Annotated in this window: 13 protein-coding genes; 8 read left to right on the top strand and 5 right to left on the bottom strand. The window is 62.0% G+C overall.

Translation table 11 applies throughout. The annotated features are described in order from the left end of the window. Positions 1 to 89: 89 nt before the first annotated feature. The 6 genes from WBR57_RS25425 to WBR57_RS25400 all read left to right on the top strand — a co-directional run bounded on the left by WBR57_RS25425 (position 90) and on the right by WBR57_RS25400 (position 12234). Positions 90 to 1388 carry an MdtA/MuxA family multidrug efflux RND transporter periplasmic adaptor subunit gene (locus tag WBR57_RS25425; RefSeq protein ID WP_424087749.1) on the top strand — a complete coding sequence of 433 codons (1299 nt, stop codon included), beginning with the start codon at positions 90 to 92 and terminating at the stop codon, positions 1386 to 1388. Continuing rightward, positions 1385 to 4486, top strand: coding sequence for an MdtB/MuxB family multidrug efflux RND transporter permease subunit (locus WBR57_RS25420; RefSeq protein WP_424087747.1), 3102 nt, complete (start codon positions 1385 to 1387; stop codon positions 4484 to 4486). Before WBR57_RS25425 ends, WBR57_RS25420 begins: the two co-directional genes overlap by 4 nt. Then, positions 4483 to 7590, top strand: coding sequence for an efflux RND transporter permease subunit (locus WBR57_RS25415; protein ID WP_424087745.1), 3108 nt, complete (start codon positions 4483 to 4485; stop codon positions 7588 to 7590). The genes WBR57_RS25420 and WBR57_RS25415 overlap by 4 nt, the downstream gene beginning before the upstream one ends. Then, positions 7587 to 9062, top strand: a complete 1476-nt coding sequence (locus tag WBR57_RS25410) for an efflux transporter outer membrane subunit (RefSeq protein WP_424087743.1) — start codon at positions 7587 to 7589, stop codon at positions 9060 to 9062. Before WBR57_RS25415 ends, WBR57_RS25410 begins: the two co-directional genes overlap by 4 nt. A gap of 274 nt (positions 9063 to 9336) precedes the next feature. Continuing rightward, positions 9337 to 11433, top strand: coding sequence for a putative bifunctional diguanylate cyclase/phosphodiesterase (locus tag WBR57_RS25405; protein ID WP_424087741.1), 2097 nt, complete (start codon positions 9337 to 9339; stop codon positions 11431 to 11433). 54 nt (positions 11434 to 11487) lie between these two features. Beyond that, entirely contained in the window at positions 11488 to 12234 is a 747-nt protein-coding gene (locus tag WBR57_RS25400; protein WP_424087739.1) for an SDR family oxidoreductase, read from the top strand. A gap of 22 nt (positions 12235 to 12256) precedes the next feature. On the opposite strand, the gene mapR is transcribed toward WBR57_RS25400, so the two are convergent. The 3 genes from mapR to WBR57_RS25385 all read right to left on the bottom strand — a co-directional run bounded on the left by mapR (position 12257) and on the right by WBR57_RS25385 (position 15518). Beyond that, on the bottom strand, positions 12257 to 13666 hold the full coding sequence (mapR, locus tag WBR57_RS25395; RefSeq protein WP_424087737.1) for a GntR family transcriptional regulator MpaR: 1410 nt from the start codon (positions 13664 to 13666) through the stop codon (positions 12257 to 12259). Positions 13667 to 13699: 33 nt separating this feature from the next. Then, a complete protein-coding gene (gene ccoG / locus WBR57_RS25390; protein WP_424087735.1) occupies positions 13700 to 15094 on the bottom strand; it encodes a cytochrome c oxidase accessory protein CcoG in 1395 nt (464 codons plus the stop codon). Between the two features lie 184 nt (positions 15095 to 15278). Continuing rightward, a complete protein-coding gene (locus tag WBR57_RS25385; RefSeq protein ID WP_424087733.1) occupies positions 15279 to 15518 on the bottom strand; it encodes a DUF3203 family protein in 240 nt (79 codons plus the stop codon). Between the two features lie 121 nt (positions 15519 to 15639). On the opposite strand from WBR57_RS25385, the gene WBR57_RS25380 reads away from it, so the two are divergent. Continuing rightward, complete coding sequence (locus WBR57_RS25380) at positions 15640 to 16134, top strand: MgtC/SapB family protein (protein WP_424087731.1); 495 nt, start codon at positions 15640 to 15642, stop codon at positions 16132 to 16134. Positions 16135 to 16141: 7 nt separating this feature from the next. Here WBR57_RS25380 and WBR57_RS25375 read toward each other — a convergent pair whose 3' ends face one another. Beyond that, a complete protein-coding gene (locus WBR57_RS25375; RefSeq protein WP_424087729.1) occupies positions 16142 to 17158 on the bottom strand; it encodes a M10 family metallopeptidase C-terminal domain-containing protein in 1017 nt (338 codons plus the stop codon). 218 nt (positions 17159 to 17376) lie between these two features. Beyond that, a complete protein-coding gene (locus WBR57_RS25370; RefSeq protein WP_424087727.1) occupies positions 17377 to 17535 on the bottom strand; it encodes a hypothetical protein in 159 nt (52 codons plus the stop codon). Between the two features lie 204 nt (positions 17536 to 17739). On the opposite strand from WBR57_RS25370, the gene WBR57_RS25365 reads away from it, so the two are divergent. Continuing rightward, positions 17740 to 19728 carry an alpha-1,4-glucan--maltose-1-phosphate maltosyltransferase gene (locus WBR57_RS25365; protein WP_424087725.1) on the top strand — a complete coding sequence of 663 codons (1989 nt, stop codon included), beginning with the start codon at positions 17740 to 17742 and terminating at the stop codon, positions 19726 to 19728. Positions 19729 to 19786 lie beyond the last annotated feature (58 nt).

Raw genomic sequence — 19786 nt, 5'->3', positions numbered from 1 at the left:
GCCCAAGGTAAATAGCCGGTAAAGGCGCTTTTCTTAAAGCGCTCCAGTGCTTATCTTTCAGCCTCCCGAAGAAGAAGCTCTCGCGCCCAATGGTTGATCACTCCATGCAATCCTCCCCCCGTAAATCCCGCCGCTGGCTGTTCGGCCTGCTTGTGCTGCTGGTTATCGCCGGCCTGTGCTGGAAATTCTGGCCCACTGGCGCTGCCCACAAAGACGCACCGGCCGGACACACCGGTAAAACCGGCATGGCGCGCCCGGGGTTCGGCGGTTCCACCGGCCCGATTCCGGTACGCGTGGCGCCGGCTGCGTTGGGTGACTTCCCGGTCTACTACAAGGCGTTAGGCACGGTGACGGCGCTCAACACCATCAATGTGCGCAGCCGGGTGGGCGGCGAGCTGGTGAAAATCGCCTTTGAAGAGGGGCAGATGGTCAAGGCCGGCGACCTGTTGGCCGAGATTGATCCGCGCAGTTATCAAAACGCCTTGCTGCAGGCCCAGGGCACGTTGATGCAGAACCAGGCCCAGTTGAAAAACGCCCAGGTCGATGTCGAGCGTTATCGCGGCCTCTACGCCCAGGACAGTATCGCCAAGCAGACCCTGGATACCGCCGAAGCGCTGGTGCTGCAATACCAGGGCACGGTCAAGACCAACCAGGGCGCGGTGGATGACGCCAAGCTCAACCTGGAATTCACCAAGATCCGCGCGCCGATCAGCGGCCGGGTCGGTTTGCGTCAGGTCGACGTGGGCAACCTGGTGGCGGCCAACGACACCACCTTCCTCGCCGTGATCACCCAGACCCAGCCGATCAGCGTGGCTTTCACTCTGCCGGAAAACACCCTGGAAACCGTGCTCACCCGCTACCACGCCGGCAACAAGCTGCCCGTGGAAGCCTGGGACCGCGGCGACGTGAAGCAACAGGCCACCGGCGTGCTGCAAAGCCTGGACAACCAGATCGACGTGACCACCGGCACCCTGAAATTCAAGGCGCGCTTCGATAACAAGGACCAGGCGCTGTTCCCCAACCAGTTCGTCAATGTGCACCTGCTTGCCGATACCCTGCATAACGTGGTGCTGGCGCCGTCGGCGGCGATCCAGTTCGGCAACACCGGCACCTTTGTCTATGTGCTCGACGGTGACAAGAAGGTCAAGGTCCAGCCACTGGTAGTCGGCGACACCGATGGCGAAAACACCGTGATCAAGCAAGGCCTGAAGGCCGGCGACCGCGTGGTGCTGGAGGGCACTGACCGCCTGAAGGACGGCAGCGAAATCGACGTGGTCAACGACAGCAGTGAAGTGCCGACCACGCCAACCGAACACCTGCAAGGCAAGCCGGCGGCTAAAGGGGAGACCGGCACCACCGCCGGCAAGGCGCAAAAGGTCGGTTCATGAACCTGTCGCGGCTGTTTATCCTGCGCCCGGTCGCCACCACGCTGAGCATGTTGGCGATTGTGTTGGCCGGCATCATCTCGTATCGCCTGCTGCCGGTGTCCGCCTTGCCCCAGGTGGACTACCCGACGATCCGCGTGATGACCCTGTACCCCGGCGCCAGCCCCGATGTGATGACCAGCGCGGTCACCGCGCCGCTGGAGCGCCAGTTCGGGCAAATGCCCGGCCTGACCCAGATGGCGTCCACCAGCTCCGGCGGCGCGTCGGTGCTGACCTTGCGGTTCAACCTCGACATCAATATGGATGTCGCCGAGCAACAGGTGCAGGCCGCGATCAACGCCGCCACCAATCTGCTGCCCAAGGATTTGCCGGCGCCGCCGGTGTACAACAAGGTCAACCCGGCCGATACCCCGGTGCTGACCCTGGCCATCACCTCCAAAACCATGCTGCTGCCCAAGCTCAATGACTTGGTGGATACGCGCATGGCGCAGAAAATTGCGCAGATCAGCGGTGTCGGCATGGTCAGCATTGCCGGTGGCCAGCGCCAGGCGGTGCGGATCAAGGTCAACCCCGAGGCCCTGGCGGCCAACGGCCTGAACCTTTCGGATGTGCGCACCCTGATCGCCGCCTCCAACGTCAACCAGCCCAAGGGCAACTTCGACGGCCCGACTCGTGTGTCGATGCTGGATGCCAACGACCAGTTGGTCTCGCCGCAGCAATATGCCGAACTGATCCTGGCTTACAACAATGGCGCGCCATTACGCCTGAAAGACGTGGCGGAGATCGTCGACGGCGCCGAAAACGAGCGCCTCGCCGCCTGGGCCAATGAAAACCAGGCCGTGCTGCTGAATATCCAGCGCCAGCCGGGCGCTAACGTGATTGAGGTGGTCGACCGTATCAAGGCGTTGCTGCCGAGCATCACCGACAACCTGCCGGCCGGCCTCGACGTGGCGGTGCTCACCGACCGCACCCAGACCATTCGCGCCTCGGTCACCGATGTGCAACACGAATTGCTGATCGCCATTGCCCTGGTGGTGATGGTGACGTTCCTGTTCCTGCGCCGGGTCAGCGCCACGATCATTCCGTCGATTGCCGTGCCGCTGTCGCTGGTCGGCACTTTTGGCGTGATGTACCTGGCCGGTTTCTCCATCAACAACCTGACGCTGATGGCCCTGACCATCGCTACGGGTTTTGTGGTCGACGATGCGATTGTGATGCTGGAGAACATCTCGCGTTACATCGAGGAAGGCGAGACGCCGATGGCGGCGGCGCTCAAGGGCGCCAGGCAGATTGGCTTTACCCTGATCTCCCTGACCCTGTCGCTGATTGCCGTATTGATCCCGCTGCTGTTCATGGCTGACGTGGTGGGGCGGTTGTTCCGCGAATTCGCCATCACCCTGGCGGTGGCGATCCTGATTTCCCTGGTGGTGTCCCTGACCCTCACGCCGATGATGTGCGCGCGGTTGCTCAAGCGCGAACCCAAGGAAGAGGAGCAAAGCCGTTTCTACAAAGCCAGCGGTGCCTGGATCGACTGGCTGATCGCGGCCTACGGGCGCAGATTGCAGTGGGTTCTCAAGCACCAGCCGCTGACGCTGCTGGTGGCTATCGCCACGCTGGGCCTGACGGTATTCCTGTACATGGTGGTGCCCAAGGGCTTTTTCCCGGTGCAGGACACCGGGGTGATCCAGGGTATTTCCGAGGCGCCGCAGTCGATTTCCTTTGCGGCGATGAGCCAGCGCCAGCAGGACCTGGCCAAGATCATCCTGGCCGACCCGGCGGTGCAGAGCCTGTCGTCTTATATCGGTGTGGATGGCGATAACGCCACGCTCAACAGCGGCCGCTTGCTGATCAACCTCAAGCCCCATGGCCAGCGTGACCTGAGTGCGGCCGAGGTGATCACCCGCCTGCAACCGGAAATCGACAAGCTGGTGGGCATTCGCCTGTTCATGCAGCCGGTGCAGGACCTGACCATCGAAGACCGCGTCAGCCGCACCCAGTACCAGTTCAGCCTGTCCTCGCCGGACGCCGACCTGCTGGCGCTGTGGAGCGACAAGCTGGTGCACACCCTGAGCCAGATGCCGGAACTCACCGACGTCGCCAGCGACCTGCAGGACAAAGGCCTGCAGGTGTACCTGGTGATCGACCGCGATGCGGCCTCACGCCTGGGTGTCAGCGTATCGACCATCACCGATGCACTGTACGACGCTTTCGGCCAGCGGCAGATTTCCACTATCTACACCCAGGCCAGCCAGTACCGCGTGGTCTTGCAGGCCCAATCCGGGGAAACCCTGGGGCCGGCGGCACTGAACCAGATCCACGTGAAAACCACCGACGGCGGCCAGGTGCGCCTGTCCAGCCTGGCCCATGTAGAGCAGCGCCAGGCGCAGTTGGCGATCGCGCATATCGGCCAGTTCCCGGCGGTGATGATGTCGTTCAACCTGGCGCCCGGCGTTGCGCTGGGCAAAGGCGTGGAGCTGATCAACCAGGCGCAGAAAGACATTGGCATGCCGGTGGGCGTGCAGACCCAGTTCCAGGGCGCGGCCCAGGCGTTCGAGGCGTCGCTGTCGAGCACCTTGTTGCTGATCCTGGCGGCGGTGGTGACCATGTACATCGTGCTTGGCGTGCTCTATGAGAGCTATATCCACCCGATCACCATTCTCTCGACCTTGCCGTCGGCGGCGGTCGGGGCCTTGCTGGCCTTGCTGCTGAGCGGCAATGACCTGGGGATGATCGCGATTATCGGCATCATCTTGCTGATCGGTATCGTGAAAAAGAACGCGATCATGATGATCGACTTCGCCCTCGACGCTGAACGCAACCAGGGCCTCGACCCACAGACCGCGATCTACCAGGCGGCGCTGTTGCGCTTCCGGCCGATCCTGATGACTACCCTGGCGGCCTTGTTCGGCGCCGTGCCGCTGATGCTCGCCACTGGTTCCGGTGCGGAGCTGCGCCAACCCCTGGGCCTGGTGATGGTCGGCGGTTTGTTGGTCAGCCAGGTGCTGACCCTGTTCACCACGCCGGTGATCTACCTGTATTTCGACCGCCTTGGCCGTCGCTGGCGCAAAGAGCCGCAAAGCCTGGAGCCGGTTGAGTCATGAACCTGTCCGGACCTTTTATTCGCCGGCCGGTAGCGACCCTGCTGCTGAGCCTGGCGATCATGTTGCTGGGCGGCGTCAGTTTCAACCTGTTGCCGGTGTCGCCGCTGCCGCAGATCGACTTCCCGGTGATCGTGGTGTCGGCCAGCCTGCCCGGTGCAAGCCCGGAGGTGATGGCGTCCACCGTGGCCACGCCGCTGGAGCGCTCGTTCGGCGCGATCGCCGGCATCACCACCATGAGCAGTTCGTCGAGCCAGGGCTCGACCCGAGTGATCCTGGCGTTCGACTCCGACCGTGATATCAACGGCGCGGCGCGCGAGGTGCAGGCGGCGATCAATGCCTCGCGCAACCTGCTGCCGAGCGGCATGCGCAGCATGCCCACCTACAAGAAAATCAACCCGTCCCAGGCGCCGATCATGGTGCTGTCGCTGACCTCTGACGTGTTGCAGAAGGGCCAGCTGTATGACTTGGCCTCGACCATTCTGTCGCAAAGCCTGTCCCAGGTGCCGGGCGTGGGCGAAGTGCAGATCGGCGGCAGCTCCTTGCCGGCGGTGCGCATTGAACTGGAGCCCAAGGCCCTCGACCAGTACGGCGTGGCCCTGGATGACGTGCGCAACACCATCGCCAATGCCAACCAGCGCCGACCCAAGGGCTCGGTGGAGGACAGCGAGCGCAACTGGCAGATCCAGGCCAATGACCAGCTGGAAAAAGCCAAGGACTACGAACCGCTGCTGATTCGTTACCAGGACGGCGCCGCGTTGCGTCTCAAGGACGTGGCGAAGATCACCGATGGCGTCGAAGACCGCTACAACAGTGGTTTCTTCAACAATGATTCGGCGGTGCTGCTGGTGATCAACCGCCAGTCCGGCGCCAACATCATCGAGACCGTCAGGCAGATCAAGGCGCAGTTGCCGGCGTTGCAGGCCGTGCTGCCGTCCAGCGTCAAGCTCAGCCTGGCGATGGACCGCTCGCCGGTGATCACCGCGACCCTGCACGAAGCCGAGATGACCCTGTTGATCGCGGTAGGGCTGGTGATCCTGGTGGTCTACCTGTTCCTCGGCAACTTCCGCGCCTCGCTGATTCCGACCCTGGCGGTGCCGGTGTCGCTGGTGGGCACCTTCGCGATCATGTACCTGTACGGTTTTTCGCTGAACAATTTCTCGTTGATGGCGCTGATCCTGGCGACCGGGCTGGTGGTGGACGACGCCATCGTGGTGCTGGAGAACATCTCCCGGCATATCGACGAAGGCGTGCCGCCGATGAAGGCGGCGTACCTGGGCGCCGAGGAAGTCGGCTTTACCTTGCTGTCGATGAACGTGTCGCTGGTGGCGGTGTTCCTGTCCATTCTGTTTATGGGCGGGATCGTCACCAACCTGTTCCGCGAGTTTTCGATCACCCTGTCGGCGGCGATCATCGTGTCGCTGATTGTCTCGCTGACCCTGACGCCGATGCTCTGCGCGCGCTGGCTCAAGCCGCATGTCAAAGGCCAGATGACCGGTTTGCAACGCTGGAGCCAGAAGGTCAACGACCGCATGGTCGCGGGTTATGCCACCAGCCTCGACTGGGTGCTGCGCCACCGTCGCCTGACGCTGCTCAGCCTGTTGCTGACCATTGGCGTCAACGTCGCGCTGTACGTCGTGGTGCCGAAGACCTTTATGCCGCAGCAGGACACCGGCCAGTTGATCGGCTTTGTGCGCGGCGATGACGGGCTGTCCTTCAGTGTGATGCAGCCGAAGATGGAAACCTTCCGCAAGGCCGTGCTCAACGACCCGGCGGTGCTCAGCGTGGCCGGCTTTATCGGCGGCAACAACGGCACCAATAACGCGGTGATGCTGGTACGCCTCAAGCCGATCAGCGAACGCAAGGTGTCCGCGCAAGCGGTGATCGAGCGCCTGCGCAAGGACGTGCCGCTGGTGCCGGGCGGGCGCCTGTTCCTGATGGCCGACCAGGACCTGCAATTTGGCGGCAGCCGCGACCAGACCAGCGCGCAGTATTCCTACATCCTGCAAAGTGGCGATCTGGCCGCCCTGCGCCTGTGGTACCCGAAAGTGGTGGCGGCGTTGCGCGAGCTGCCGGAGCTGACTGCCATCGACGCCCGCGAAGGCCGGGGCGCGGCCCAGGTCACGCTGATTGTCGACCGCGACCAGGCCAAGCGCCTGGGGATCGACATGGACATGGTCACCGCAGTGCTGAACAACGCCTACAGCCAGCGGCAGATTTCGACGATCTACGACAGCCTCAACCAGTACCAGGTGGTCATGGAGGTCAACCCCAAATACGCCCAGGACCCGATCACCCTCAACCAGATGCAGGTGATCACCGCCGATGGCGCGCGGGTGCCGTTGTCGACCATCGCCCACTACGAGAACAGCCTGGCGGATGACCGCGTCAGCCATGAAGGCCAGTTCGCTTCGGAAAACATTGCCTTCGACATGTCGCCTGGGGTGACGGTGGAGCAGGGCACGGCCGCCATCGAGCGGGCGATTGCCAAGGTCGGCTTGCCCGAAGACGTGATCGCCAAGATGGCCGGCACCGCCGATGCCTTCGCCGCGACGCAGAAGGGCCAGCCGTTCATGATCCTCGGTGCGCTGGTGGCGGTGTACCTGGTGCTGGGGATTTTGTATGAAAGCTATATCCACCCGCTGACGATTCTCTCGACCTTGCCGTCGGCGGGGGTCGGCGCGATGCTCGCCATCTACCTCACGGGAGGCGAGTTCAGCCTGATCTCCTTGCTCGGGCTGTTCCTGCTGATCGGCGTGGTGAAAAAGAACGCGATCCTGATGATCGACCTGGCCTTGCAGCTGGAACGCAATGAAGGCCTGGGGCCGCTGGAGTCGATCCGCAGCGCCTGCCTGCTGCGGCTGCGGCCGATCCTGATGACCACATTGGCGGCGATCCTCGGCGCCTTGCCGCTGTTGCTCGGCACTGGCGATGGCGCGGAAATGCGCCACCCGCTGGGCCTGACCATCATTGGCGGCCTGGTGTTCAGCCAGGTCCTGACCCTTTACACCACCCCGGTGGTTTACCTTTATCTCGACCGCGCGCGCCACCGCTTCAACGCCTGGCGCGGCGTGCGTACCGATGCTGCCCTGGACACCGCGCTATGACCGATTCAACCTTTGCCAAATTGGCCATGAGCATGCCACGTGGTTCGCGTGTCGCCAGCCTGCTGCTCTGCGGCGTGCTGCTCAGCGCCTGCGCCGTCGGCCCGGACTACCAGCGCCCGGAGGTCGTCGAGCCGGCGCAATTCAAGCAAGCCCAGGGCTGGCGCCAGGCTACGCCCAGTGATTCGCTGGCCCGTGGCGCCTGGTGGGAGTTGTACGGCGACCGCCAGCTGAATGACCTGGTGCTGCGCCTGAACAACGCCAACCAGACCGTGGCCCAGGCCGAGGCGCGCTTCCGTCAGGCCCAGGCACTGGTGCGCAGCTCGCGCGGGGCGTTTTACCCCACCGTCGACCTGAGCGTCGGTAAAACCCGTGCCAGCCAGGGCACCGGCAGCAGCAGCGCGAGCCTCAGCAGTTCCAGCAGCGGCATTCGCGACACGCTCAACGCGCAATTGGGCGTGAGTTGGGAAGCGGACATCTGGGGCAAGCTGCGCCGTGGCCTGGAGGCCAACGAGGCCAGCGCCGAAGCCAGCTCGGCCGACTTGGCCGCGATGCGCCTGAGCCAGCAGTCGGAACTGGTGCAGAGCTACCTGCAATTGCGCGTCATGGACGAACAGACGCGCTTGTTGCAAGCCACGCTGGAGACCTATCAGCGCTCGCTGCAGATGACCGAAAACCAATACCGCGCGGGCGTTTCCGGCAAGGACGCGGTCGCCCAGGCGCAAACCCAGCTCAAGACCACCCAGGCCAGCCTGATCGACCTGATCTGGCAACGCGCCCAGCTGGAAAACGCGATTGCCGTGTTGATCGGCGAAGCACCGGCCAACTTCAACCTGGCGGTGAGCAAGGACATCCCGGCGCTGCCGCAGATTCCGGTCAGCCTGCCGTCGCAACTGCTTGAGCGCCGCCCGGATATTGCCTCGGCCGAGCGCTCGGTGATCGCGGCCAACGCGAATATCGGCGTGGCCAAGGCGGCCTATTACCCGGACCTGAGCTTGAGCCTGGCCGGTGGTTACTCCAGCAGCACCTATTCGGATTGGATCAGCTTGCCGAACCGGTTCTGGTCGGTGGGGCCGAAACTGGCCATGACCCTGTTTGACGGCGGCCAGCGCTCGGCCGAGGTCGACCGCACGGTGGCGTCCTATGATGAAACCGTGGCCAAGTACCGCCAGACCGTGCTCGACGGCTTCCGTGAAGTGGAAAACTACATGGTGCAATTGAAGGTGCTGGAAGACGAGGCGGTGGTCAGCAATGAAGCGCTGGATGCCGCGCGCGAATCCCTGCGCCTGACGCAGAACCAGTACAAGGCCGGGCTGATTGCTTACCTGGACGTGGTGCAAGTGCAGGCCACTGCGCTGAGTAACGAGCGCACGGTGTTGACCCTGCTGCAAACGCGGCTGGTAGCGAGTGTGCAACTGATCGCTGCACTGGGCGGTGGCTGGGATGGGCAGACGCCGATCGCCGAAAAGGACTGACGCCCCTGTTTTTCAAGCCTGACGCCAGTCAAGTGTGGGAGGGGGCTTGCCCCCGATAGCGGTCTTCCAGCCAAGCTTTCATTGGCTGAAACAGCGCAATCGGGGGCGAGCCCCCTCCCACTTTTTTATCAATTCGAGCCGGCTATTTGACGTCAAAAGGCCACTGATGGCCCTCTGATAATTAATCAAGTGCTCAAGAATTATTCTCGCTACAATCCGCCGCTTTGCCAGCCCTGACACGTGCCCAGCAGGCCCGTCGTTCACGAGAAGTCCCATGCTTATCGGTAGTTATTCCCCCTCCCTGGTCGTGATTTCGCTGTTTGTCGCGATCCTCGCTTCCTACACTGCGCTGGATCTTGCCGGCCGCCTCGCGACCGCCAAGGGCCGCGCCGTCTACCTGTGGATGGCCGGCGGGGCGTTGGCGATGGGGGTGGGCGTGTGGTCCATGCACTTTATCGGCATGTTGGCGCTGCGCCTGCCGTTTACCCTGGGTTTCGACCTGGGGATTACCGCGCTGTCACTGTTGATCGCCGTGTTATCCAGCGGCTTTGCGCTGTGGCTGGTCAGCCAGCCGCGTTTGCCGGCCTGGCAGCTGGCGTTCGGCGCACTGATCATGGGCGCCGGCATCGCCAGCATGCACTACACCGGCATGGCCGCGATGCGCATGACCCCAGGTATCGACTATGACCCGACGCTGTTTGGCGCCTCGTTGCTGATCGCGGTCGTGGCGTCCGGCGCGGCGCTGTGGATTGCGTTCAATTTACGCCGCAACACGCCCTACGTGCGCCTGGCGCGGGGCGGTGCGGCGGTGGTCATGGGCTTTGCGATTGTCGGCATGCACTACACCGGCATGGCGGCGGCGCAGTTTGCCGACGAGAGTTTCTGTGGCGCAGCGCTGGAAGGCCTGAGCGGTAAAGGCCTGGATAACCTGGTACTGGTCACCACCTTGGCCGTGCTGGCCATCGCCTTGCTGACGTCATTGCTCGACGCACGCCTGGAAGCGCGCACCGCCGTGCTCGCCAACTCCCTCAGCCAGGCCAACCAGGAGCTGACCCACCTGGCCCTGCACGACATGCTCACCGGCCTGCCGAATCGAACGTTGCTTGCCGATCGCATCCAGCAAGCCATGCAGGCCGTGACGGAGCAGGGCGGTTGCTTCGCCTTGATGTTCATCGACCTGGACGGCTTCAAACCGGTCAACGATGCCTTTGGCCATCATATGGGCGACCAGTTGCTGCGCGAAGTCGGCCTGCGCCTGCGCGAAGACCTGCGCAGCCATGACACCCTCGCGCGTATCGGCGGTGACGAGTTTGTCTTGCTGGTGCAACTGACCCAGCCGGATGACGCCCTTGGCCTTGCCGAGCGCCAGGTGATGCTGATCAACCGCGCGTTCCAGGTGGCCGAGCACGAGCTGAAAATCTCCGCCAGCGTGGGGATCGCCATGTTCCCCGGCAACGGCAACAGCCCGCAAGAATTGCTGATGAACGCCGATGCCGCGATGTACCACGCCAAGGGCGTGGGCAAGAACGGCTACAGCTTCTTTGATGCATCGATGAACACCAATGCGCGCAAGCAGTTGCAGTTGCTGCAGGACCTGCGCAATGCGCTTGAGCAGCGGCAATTTCGCCTCTACTACCAGCCCAAGTTCGACGCGCTCAGCGGTATACCGGTCGGTGCTGAGGCCCTGCTGCGCTGGGAGCATCCGTCACAGGGGCTGCTGTTGCCAGCCACCTTTATCGAGCTGGCGGAAAAGACCGGGTTGATTATTTCGATTGGCGAGTGGGTACTGGATGAAGCCTGCCGCCAGATGCGCCTGTGGTACGTGCAGGGTTATGAGGACTGGCGCATCGCGGTGAACCTGTCGGCGCTGCAGTTCTGCCACGCCGGGCTGGTCAAGAGTGTGGCCACCGCGCTTGAGCGTCACCAGTTGCCGGCCAACAGCCTGACCCTGGAAATCACTGAAACCACCGCCATGAGCGACGCCGACGCGAGCATGACGGTGTTGCAGCAGTTGTCGGACATGGGCGTCGACCTGTCCATCGATGACTTTGGCACCGGCTATTCCAGCCTGATGTACCTCAAGCGCTTGCCGGCCAATGAACTGAAGATCGACCGGGGTTTTGTGCGCGACCTGGAACACGACAGCGACGACGCGGCGATCGTCTCGGCCATTGTCGCCCTGGGCCAGGCCCTGGGGCTGCGGATCGTCGCCGAAGGCGTGGAGACCGACGTGCAGCAGACGTTCCTCACGCGGCTGGGATGTAATTCCCTGCAGGGCTACCTGCTCGGCCACCCGTTGCCGGCCGACGGTTTCATGGCCGATATCCAGCGCGCCGAAGAAGCGCTGGCGCCTGACAAAGGTCGTGGGTGACGGTTAGTATTGGATCCAACCACTGACATCAAGTTGGATGAGGAGACCGCACCCATGGACAAAGTTGTCATCATCACCGGGGGCAGCCGCGGGATTGGCGCCGAGACCGCATTGCTGGCCGCTCGCGAGGGCTACCGCATTTGCATCAACTACCACTGCGATGAACAAGCCGCCCATCGCGTACTTGAACAGGTCCGTGCCCTGGGCGCCCAGGCCATTGCCGTGCGCGCGGATGTCAGCATCGAAGACGAGGTGATCGCGCTGTTCCATCGCGTCGACGCCGAGCTGGGCCGCGTCACCGCATTGGTCAACAACGCCGGCACCGTGGCGCAAAAGTCGCGGGTCGATGAGATGTCTGAATTCCGTATCCTGAAAATCATCAAGACTAATGTGCTGGGGCCGATCCTGTGCGCCAAGCATGCGGTGCTGCGCATGTCGCCCAAGCATGGCGGGCAGGGCGGTAGTATCGTCAATGTGTCGTCGGTGGCGGCGCGTTTGGGCTCGCCGGGCGAATACGTCGATTACGCGGCCTCCAAGGGCGCAGTCGATACGTTCACCCTGGGCCTGTCCAAGGAAGTGGCGGGCGAGGGCATTCGCGTCAATGCGGTACGCCCCGGCTATATCTTCACCGACTTCCATGCCCTGAGCGGCGACCCGGACCGGGTCAGCAAGCTTGAGTCCGGGATCCCCATGGCCCGTGGCGGCCGCCCGGATGAAGTGGCGGAAGCGATCATCTGGTTGCTGTCGGACAAGGCTTCGTATACCACCGGGACCTTCCTGGATTTGGGCGGCGGCCGCTGATCAGGCGCAATCGGGGCGATGCTCAAAACGAGCGCACGATCCGCCCCAGCGTCTCCATGGCCTGTTCCGCGGCCTCGGTCCATGGGCTGCCGTAATTCAAGCGAATACAGTTCCTGAAGCGCCGGGTCGCGGAGAAAATCGGCCCCGGCGCGATGCTGATGCCCTGGGCCAGGGCCATCTGGAACAGCTTTAATGAGTCGGTCTGCTCGGGCAGTTCCAGCCACAGGAAATACCCGCCGGCCGGCTGACTGACGCGCGTCTGCGCCGGAAAGTAGCGCGCGATGGCGGCGAGCATGGCGCTTTGCTGTTCTTCCAGGGCATAGCGCAATTTACGCAGGTGGCGGTCATAGCCGCCGTGTTGCAGGTAATCGGCAATCGCCGCCTGGGCCGGCATCGACGGGCACAGTGAGGTCATCAGCTTCAAGCGTTCGACCTTCTGCGCATAGCGCCCGGCCGCCACCCAGCCCACGCGATAGCCGGGCGCCAGGCTCTTGGCAAAGGAGCCGCAGTGCATCACCAGGCCTTCGGTGTCGAAGGCCTTGGCCGGTTTTGGCGCGTGCTGCCCGTAGTACAACTCAGCGTACACATCGTCTTCGATCAGCGGCACTTGATGGCTGCGCAGCAGTTCCACCAGCGCCTGCTTGCTGGCTTCCGGCAGGGTTGCGCCCATGGGGTTCTGAAAGCTGGTCATGGTCCAGCAGGCTTTGATCGGGTAGCGCTCCAGCGTTTGCGCCAGGGCGTTGAGGTCGATGCCATCGCGCGGGTGCACCGGAATTTCCACCGCCTTGAGCTTCAGGCGTTCGAGCACTTGCAGGCAGGCGTAGAACGCCGGGGCTTCAATCGCCACCAGGTCGCCGGGTTCGGTGACGGCTTGCAGGCACAGGTTCAGCGCTTCCAGGGCGCCGTTGGTGATCAGCAGTTCTTCCATCGGCAGCATCAGGCCGCCGACCATGTAGCGCAGGGCAATTTGCCGACGCAGCTGCGGGTTGCCCGGTGACATGTCGGTGACCACCAGGCGTGGGTCCATCTCGCGGCTGGCGCTGGCCAGGGAGCGCGCCAGGCGCGGCAGCGGGAACAGCATCGGGCTGGGAAACGCCGAGCCGAACGGCACGGTGTTCGGGTCCTTGATCGAATCGAGCACCGAGAACACCAATTCGCTGACATCGACTTCGGTGGACTCATGCACATGTTCACTCACCACCGGCTCGGAGAACGGGCTGGGCGCATGGGTGTTGACGAAGTAGCCTGAGCGCGGTCGTGCACGGATCAGCCCGCGCCGCTCCAGCAGGTAGTAGGCCTGGAACACCGTGGAGGGGCTGACGCCGTAGGTCTGGCTGGCGTAACGCACCGAGGGCACACGCTGGCCGGGGCCGAGTACGCCGGAGCGGATCAGTTCTGCAATGTCGTCGGCGAATTTTTCGTAGCGTTTCATGGTGGCTCAGTACGGTCGGTCTTGTGGGATGACTTATCTATGCAACGGCGCTACAAAGCGGCTGTCGGCGGCGCTGTAGACCCAGGGTTCGTCCACATCCGTGACCTTGAAGCGCAGGGTCTGCGAGCTGCTCGCCGGTTTTTCAGCCAGCAGCGCCACCGACACCGGCACATCGCTGATTTCTCCCGGCGCCAGGCTGAATTCGGTCTTGCCCTGCAGCTGGAAGCCATCGGCCTCCACCAGTTCCAGGCGGTAATCCTGGCGCTGTTGGGTCTTGTTGATGACCTTCAAACTGTAGATATTTTCGATCTGGCCCAGGGCATTTTCGCGGAACAGGCCACGGTCCTTGGTCACGTCCAGCGACACCATCGGCCGCCCGACCAGGGCCACCACCAGCGCAACGATCATCACCAGCAGCACCGCACTGTAGCCGATCAGGCGTGGCCTGAGCAGGTGGGTTTTGCCGCCCTGCAGTTGGTGTTCGCTGGTGTAGCTCACCAGGCCAGGGGCGTAGCCCATCTTGTCCATGATCGAATCACAGGCGTCGATGCACGCCGCGCAGCCGATGCATTCCATTTGCAGGCCGTCGCGGATGTCGATGCCGGTGGGGCATACCTGCACGCACAGCTGGCAGTCGATGCAGTCGCCGAGGCCGACGTCGGCGGGCCTGGCCTCGCGTTTGCGCGGGCCACGGCGTTCGCCACGGGCGGCGTCATAGGCGATGGTCAGGGTATCTTTGTCGAACATCACGCTCTGGAAGCGTGCATACGGGCACATGTGCATGCACACCGCCTCGCGCAGCCAACCGGCGTTGAGGTAAGTGGCCGCGGTGAAAAACAGCACCCAGAACAGGCTCACGCCGCCCAGTTGCCAGCTCAGCAGTTCGCTGGCCAGGGGGCGAATCGGGGTGAAGTAGCCGACGAAAGTCAGCCCTGTGAGCACGCTGATGCCCAGCCACAAGGTATGTTTGGCCGAGCGCCGCGCCAGTTTATTCAGGCTCCAGGGCGCGGCGTGCAGCTTGATGCGCTGGTTGCGTTCGCCCTCGGTGACTTTTTCGCACCACATGAACAGCCAGGTAAACGAGCTTTGCGGGCAGGTGTAGCCGCACCATACGCGGCCGGCAAACACGGTGATGGCAAACAGGCCAAAGGCGCAGATGATCAGCAGGGCGGAGAGCAGGATGAAATCCTGCGGCCAGAAGGTGGCGCCGAAGATGTGGAATTTGCTTTCAGCCAAGTCCCACAGTACCGCCTGCCGCCCACCCCAGTTCAGCCACACAGTGCCGAAAAAGACCAGGAACAGCATACCGGCACCGCTCACGCGCAAGGTGCGGAACAGCCCGGTAAAACTGCGGGTATGGATCAGGTTGTCGCTGGATTTGGCCTTCACCGTCTTTGGGTGAATGACGGTTGGGATAATTTCGCTCATGGTCGTCCGCTCATCAGCCTCCATCAGGCTGATGAACTATGGGCGCCAGGCTGTTTGCATAACAGACTCAGGTAAGGCGTTAAAAAGCGGATCAGATGGGCAGGCCCGGCTGCTCTGCGACAAACCGCTGCACCCCGTGTGGCCTAGGGTGCAGCTGGGTTCGGCCGGTGCTGATACAGATCAATTAAATCGCCGAACCAGGCTCGGTGACCTTCTTGTGCTGGCGTCCATCGGTGGCGCCGGCCACTGTCAGTGCATCGGCTTCCTGCTCGGTAATGTAGATGCGCTCGGCATTCAGCTCCACATACGACATGGCCTTCGGAATATCCGTACTGACCGTCACTTCGGTCGCCGGCAGGCCTTGTTCTTCGCCGTTTTCGTTGAGCTTGAAGTAGCACGTCTGGTTTTCGATACGTACGGGCATGGTGATCTCCTTTTTTATCGACTATTTACTCTTAGGGTTGAGTCGGTTGCCGGACGTTCCAGGCAACTGACTGGCGGTCGACGCTGTCCATCCTCCACCCACAATTAAAAAGGAAAACATCATGGATGCCTGGTGGCACGAAGCGTGGCAAACCTTGCAAACCGAGTTCGCGGATATCGGTGATGCAAAGCAGCTGACCCAGATCACCGTGCGCCTGCTGATCGCCGCGATCCTGGGCGGCATTCTCGGGTTTGAGCGCGAGCACAAGGGCAAGGCGGCCGGGGTGCGTACCCACATGCTGGTAGCCTTGGGCGCTGCGCTGTTTGTGCTGGTGCCGCAGATGTCCGGCAACCAGGCGGACGCCATGAGCCGGGTGGTGCAGGGGGTGATCGCAGGGATCGGCTTTTTGGGCGCCGGCACCATCCTCAAGGGCAAGGACGATGAAGAGGGTCACGTCAAAGGGCTGACCACTGCTGCCGGCCTATGGATGACCGCCGCCATTGGTGTGGCGGCGGGATTGGGGCGGGAATCTACAGCGGTGCTCAGTACGTTGTTGGCGCTGGCGGTGTTCAGTGTGATGCCCAGGATTGTCAAGGCTTTCGAGAAGCGTGATTGAGCATCGGTCAAATCACCATGTCCTTTTCTTTCACATGGCCGAATACCTTCAAGACAAATGGCGGCTGCCCCGGGTTGCCGGAAATGGCCACGACGGTGGTGTTTTTTGCGTGGGAGTGATGCAACTGTATTTCGCCGCTGCTTCCGGAGAGCTGATTGACGAACAGCAGCGGTTTATTCAGTTGCTTACCAATACCCGTAAGATCCAGTTTGTCTTGATCGGTTGAGAAATTCCTGATTTCGCTGGGGTTGTCCTGAGTGGATTCAGCCATGTGGGTGAAACTGTAAGTCCTGACGTGCGGCTTGACGGTGGGATCATAGCGTTCATTGGTGACCCAATGATCGTCATGCGGGTATTGAAGCGACCCGATTGCCTCTTTCACCTGCGTGGCAACATCGCAAAGATGCTCACTCTTGATCTTCAGGCCATTCACATAGTTTTGAATGTTCGTCAGGGTGGGATCTTCTTTACGTGAGAAAGCGCGAACCATTGCAAAGCGACTTTCCGGCGAAGCTTTCATCAGGCTGGCCTTCAAGTTGAACATTTCCGAGTCCACGTGCTTGCGATAGGTATCTACGTTTTCGGTCTCAATCGGATTCACCATCGCGGCGATCGAGCCTTTATTCAGTTGTGCCTCGATTCTGGCAAAGGTCTCTGCGTTCGCGCTGGCGTTGGGGCCTTTCAACAATGCCTTGATGTTGTCTTTGGTTAACAGTGTGTCGAGCTTGTTGAGGCAGGCTTGTGAGTCTTCGGCGTCAGGCGCGCGCAGCATGCGTTCAATAGTCTTGTGGTTCAACTGAGCGCCCAGGTCGTCAATCTGTTGCTCAATCAATGACCGATTGGCGGGTGATGGCTTGAGTGTGTCCGGCATCTTGGCCCGCCGAGCCTGGTTCGGGCCTGACTCCAGTAGCGATTTCAAATCGTTCGCGTGCACCTGCGTAGCTGAAGCGGGGGCAGGCGGAAAATGCATACGGTTGACTGGGGATTCTGAAGGATGACGCGAAACAGAGTTGACGTTCGACATGTTCATTTCTCACAAAAGGATGTAATAACGCTTTGCCGAATGGGCTGTGATTTGAAGCTAGCGCAACACTAGTATGAGAACGATCAAGTGAGTTGGATCTAGGTTTTCCCTCTTAAGTAAGTGGGAAATTTCACCTATTACCTATTAACGTCCGCTTGCGGGTCGACGGTCAGCGTTGTACCGACGCTACCAGCGGACGCTGGACCTGTAATAACCGATCAGACAATCACCGGAGGCATCGTCGTCGGTGGCTCCTGCACCGGTGGCGGCTCGTTTTCCGGCGGTTCCTGCTCGGGAATAGGCTCGGGTTCGGTCGGCGGCAGGGTCGGGTTGTCGATGTTTGGATCAGGGGTTTCAGCGGGGATCGGGATATTCATCGGTATGGCCTCCTTTGTGCTTTGCTCTTACGGTGGACATCCACCGGGGCGAATTGATTCCCCGCCCAATGGCGGCACATTCACCTGAACTTTTCCCTGCGGCGCAGGCTCGGACCCTATACGGCCCTGCTCAGGGAGAGTGTCGCCGGCTCAGAATTCGGATCAAGCAAACAGCGTCCACAAGGCGTAAGGGGAAGATGCTCGATGACTGCTGAAACACAGGTTCCAGAAGACTCAATCTTGCCGCTGTCCCAGGCGTTGTTGCTGCCCAGGATTGCGATTGAAAGCACCACACCCGTGATCGACGGCGGCGAATTTGCCGTCAAGGCCGTGGTCGGCCAGCGGGTCAACGTCACCAGCAAGGTGTTCGCCGACGGCCATGACAAGCTCGCCGTGCTGATTCGCTGGCGCGCGTTGCATGAGGAAAGCTGGCACAGCGTGGTCATGGCTGATGTCGGCAATAATGGCTGGGAAGGCGCGTTTACGGTGACCGAACAGGGCCCTCACCAGTACTGCATCGAAGCCTGGATCGATGTGTTTGCCAGCTTTTGCTACGAGCTGCGTAAGAAACATGAGGCCGGGGTGCCGGTCAGCCTGGAGCTGCAGGAAGGTCGCAGCCTGGTGCTGCAAGCCGCCGAACGCAGCGACAACGAGCTGCGTGACCGCCTGATGCTGCTGCACCATGAACTCTCCGGCCTGCTGGAAACCGAGCAGGTCGCGCAATTTCTGCACGAAGACAGTGCACACCTGATGACCCAGGCCGACCATCGCGCCTACTTGAGCATCAGCCCCGCGTACCCGATCGATGTGGAACGCACCGCGGCGCAATTTGCCAGCTGGTACGAGCTGTTTCCCCGCTCGATCACCGATGATCCTGCGCGCCATGGCACCTTCAATGACGTGCACTCGCGGCTGTCGATGATCCATGACATGGGCTTTGACGTGCTGTACTTCCCGCCGATCCATCCGATCGGCCGCAGCCATCGCAAGGGCAAGAACAATTCCCTGACCGCTGGCCCGGATGACCCCGGCAGCCCGTACGCAATCGGCAGTGAAGACGGCGGCCACGACGCGATTCACCCGCAACTGGGCTCCCGCGATGACTTCCGGCGCCTGGTCAAGGCCGCCGCCGACCATGGCCTGGAAATCGCCCTGGATTTCGCGATCCAGTGCTCCCAGGACCACCCGTGGCTCAAACAGCATCCGGGCTGGTTCAACTGGCGCCCGGACGGCACGATCAAATACGCGGAAAACCCGCCGAAAAAATACCAGGACATCGTCAACGTCGACTTCTATGCAGCGGACGCGATCCCCAGCCTGTGGACCGAGTTGCGCGACGTGGTGGTCGGCTGGGTGGAAGAGGGCGTGAAGACTTTCCGTGTCGACAACCCGCACACCAAGCCGCTGCCGTTCTGGCAATGGCTGATCAGTGACGTGCGTTCAAAGTACCCCGAGGTGATTTTCCTCGCCGAAGCGTTTACCACGCCGGCCATGATGGCGCGCCTGGGCAAAGTCGGTTATTCCCAGAGCTACACGTATTTCACCTGGCGCAACACCAAGGCCGAGCTGGCCGAATATCTGACGCAGTTGAACCAGTCGCCGTGGCGCGAATGCTACCGGCCGAACTTCTTCGTCAACACACCGGACATCAACCCAGGCTTCCTGCACGAATCCGGCCGCCCAGGCTTCTTGATCCGCGCGGCGTTGGCCACCATGGGCTCAGGCCTGTGGGGCATGTACTCGGGCTTCGAGCTGTGCGAAGCGGCGCCGGTGCCGGGCAAAGAGGAATACCTGGACTCGGAGAAATACGAAATCCGCCCTCGGGATTACACCGCGCCCGGCAACATTATTGCCGAGATCGCCCAGCTCAACCGCATCCGCCGGCAGAACCCGGCGCTGCAGACGCACCTGGGGCTCAAGCTCTACAACGCCTGGAATGACAACATCCTGTATTTCGGCAAGCGCAGCGAGGATGGCGGCAACTTCATCCTGGTGGCGGTCAACCTCGATCCGTTCAACGCCCAAGAGGCGAATTTCGAGTTGCCTTTGTGGGAGTTGGGCTTGCCAGACGATGCCCAGGTGCAAGGCGAAGACTTGATGAACGGCCACCGCTGGACGTGGTACGGCAAGACCCAGTGGACCCGCCTGGACCCGCAGATGCCGTTTGGCATCTGGCGCATCACTGTTTCCTGAAGCTGATCTTCAATCCAAGTGAGATCAAATGTGGGAGCTGGCTTGCCTGCGATAGCGG

It is taken from the genome of Pseudomonas sp. (assembly GCF_049590575.1).
Taxonomy (GTDB): Bacteria; Pseudomonadota; Gammaproteobacteria; order Pseudomonadales; family Pseudomonadaceae; genus Aquipseudomonas.
The sequence above is the reverse complement of the archived record's forward strand: the minus strand, read 5'-3'. Positions and strand labels throughout refer to the sequence as shown.

What these genes read in the sequence shown, in the direction of transcription:
- WBR57_RS25425 (WP_424087749.1), top strand. Translation starts at nt 90, where the DNA reads ATGGTTGATCACTCCATGCAATCCTCCCCCCGTAAATCCCGCCGCTGG.
- WBR57_RS25420 (WP_424087747.1), top strand. Translation starts at nt 1,385, where the DNA reads ATGAACCTGTCGCGGCTGTTTATCCTGCGCCCGGTCGCCACCACGCTG.
- WBR57_RS25415 (WP_424087745.1), top strand. Translation starts at nt 4,483, where the DNA reads ATGAACCTGTCCGGACCTTTTATTCGCCGGCCGGTAGCGACCCTGCTG.
- WBR57_RS25410 (WP_424087743.1), top strand. Translation starts at nt 7,587, where the DNA reads ATGACCGATTCAACCTTTGCCAAATTGGCCATGAGCATGCCACGTGGT.
- WBR57_RS25405 (WP_424087741.1), top strand. Translation starts at nt 9,337, where the DNA reads ATGCTTATCGGTAGTTATTCCCCCTCCCTGGTCGTGATTTCGCTGTTT.
- WBR57_RS25400 (WP_424087739.1), top strand. Translation starts at nt 11,488, where the DNA reads ATGGACAAAGTTGTCATCATCACCGGGGGCAGCCGCGGGATTGGCGCC.
- mapR (WP_424087737.1), bottom strand. Translation starts at nt 13,666, where the DNA reads ATGAAACGCTACGAAAAATTCGCCGACGACATTGCAGAACTGATCCGC.
- ccoG (WP_424087735.1), bottom strand. Translation starts at nt 15,094, where the DNA reads ATGAGCGAAATTATCCCAACCGTCATTCACCCAAAGACGGTGAAGGCC.
- WBR57_RS25385 (WP_424087733.1), bottom strand. Translation starts at nt 15,518, where the DNA reads ATGCCCGTACGTATCGAAAACCAGACGTGCTACTTCAAGCTCAACGAA.
- WBR57_RS25380 (WP_424087731.1), top strand. Translation starts at nt 15,640, where the DNA reads ATGGATGCCTGGTGGCACGAAGCGTGGCAAACCTTGCAAACCGAGTTC.
- WBR57_RS25375 (WP_424087729.1), bottom strand. Translation starts at nt 17,158, where the DNA reads ATGTCGAACGTCAACTCTGTTTCGCGTCATCCTTCAGAATCCCCAGTC.
- WBR57_RS25370 (WP_424087727.1), bottom strand. Translation starts at nt 17,535, where the DNA reads ATGAATATCCCGATCCCCGCTGAAACCCCTGATCCAAACATCGACAAC.
- WBR57_RS25365 (WP_424087725.1), top strand. Translation starts at nt 17,740, where the DNA reads ATGACTGCTGAAACACAGGTTCCAGAAGACTCAATCTTGCCGCTGTCC.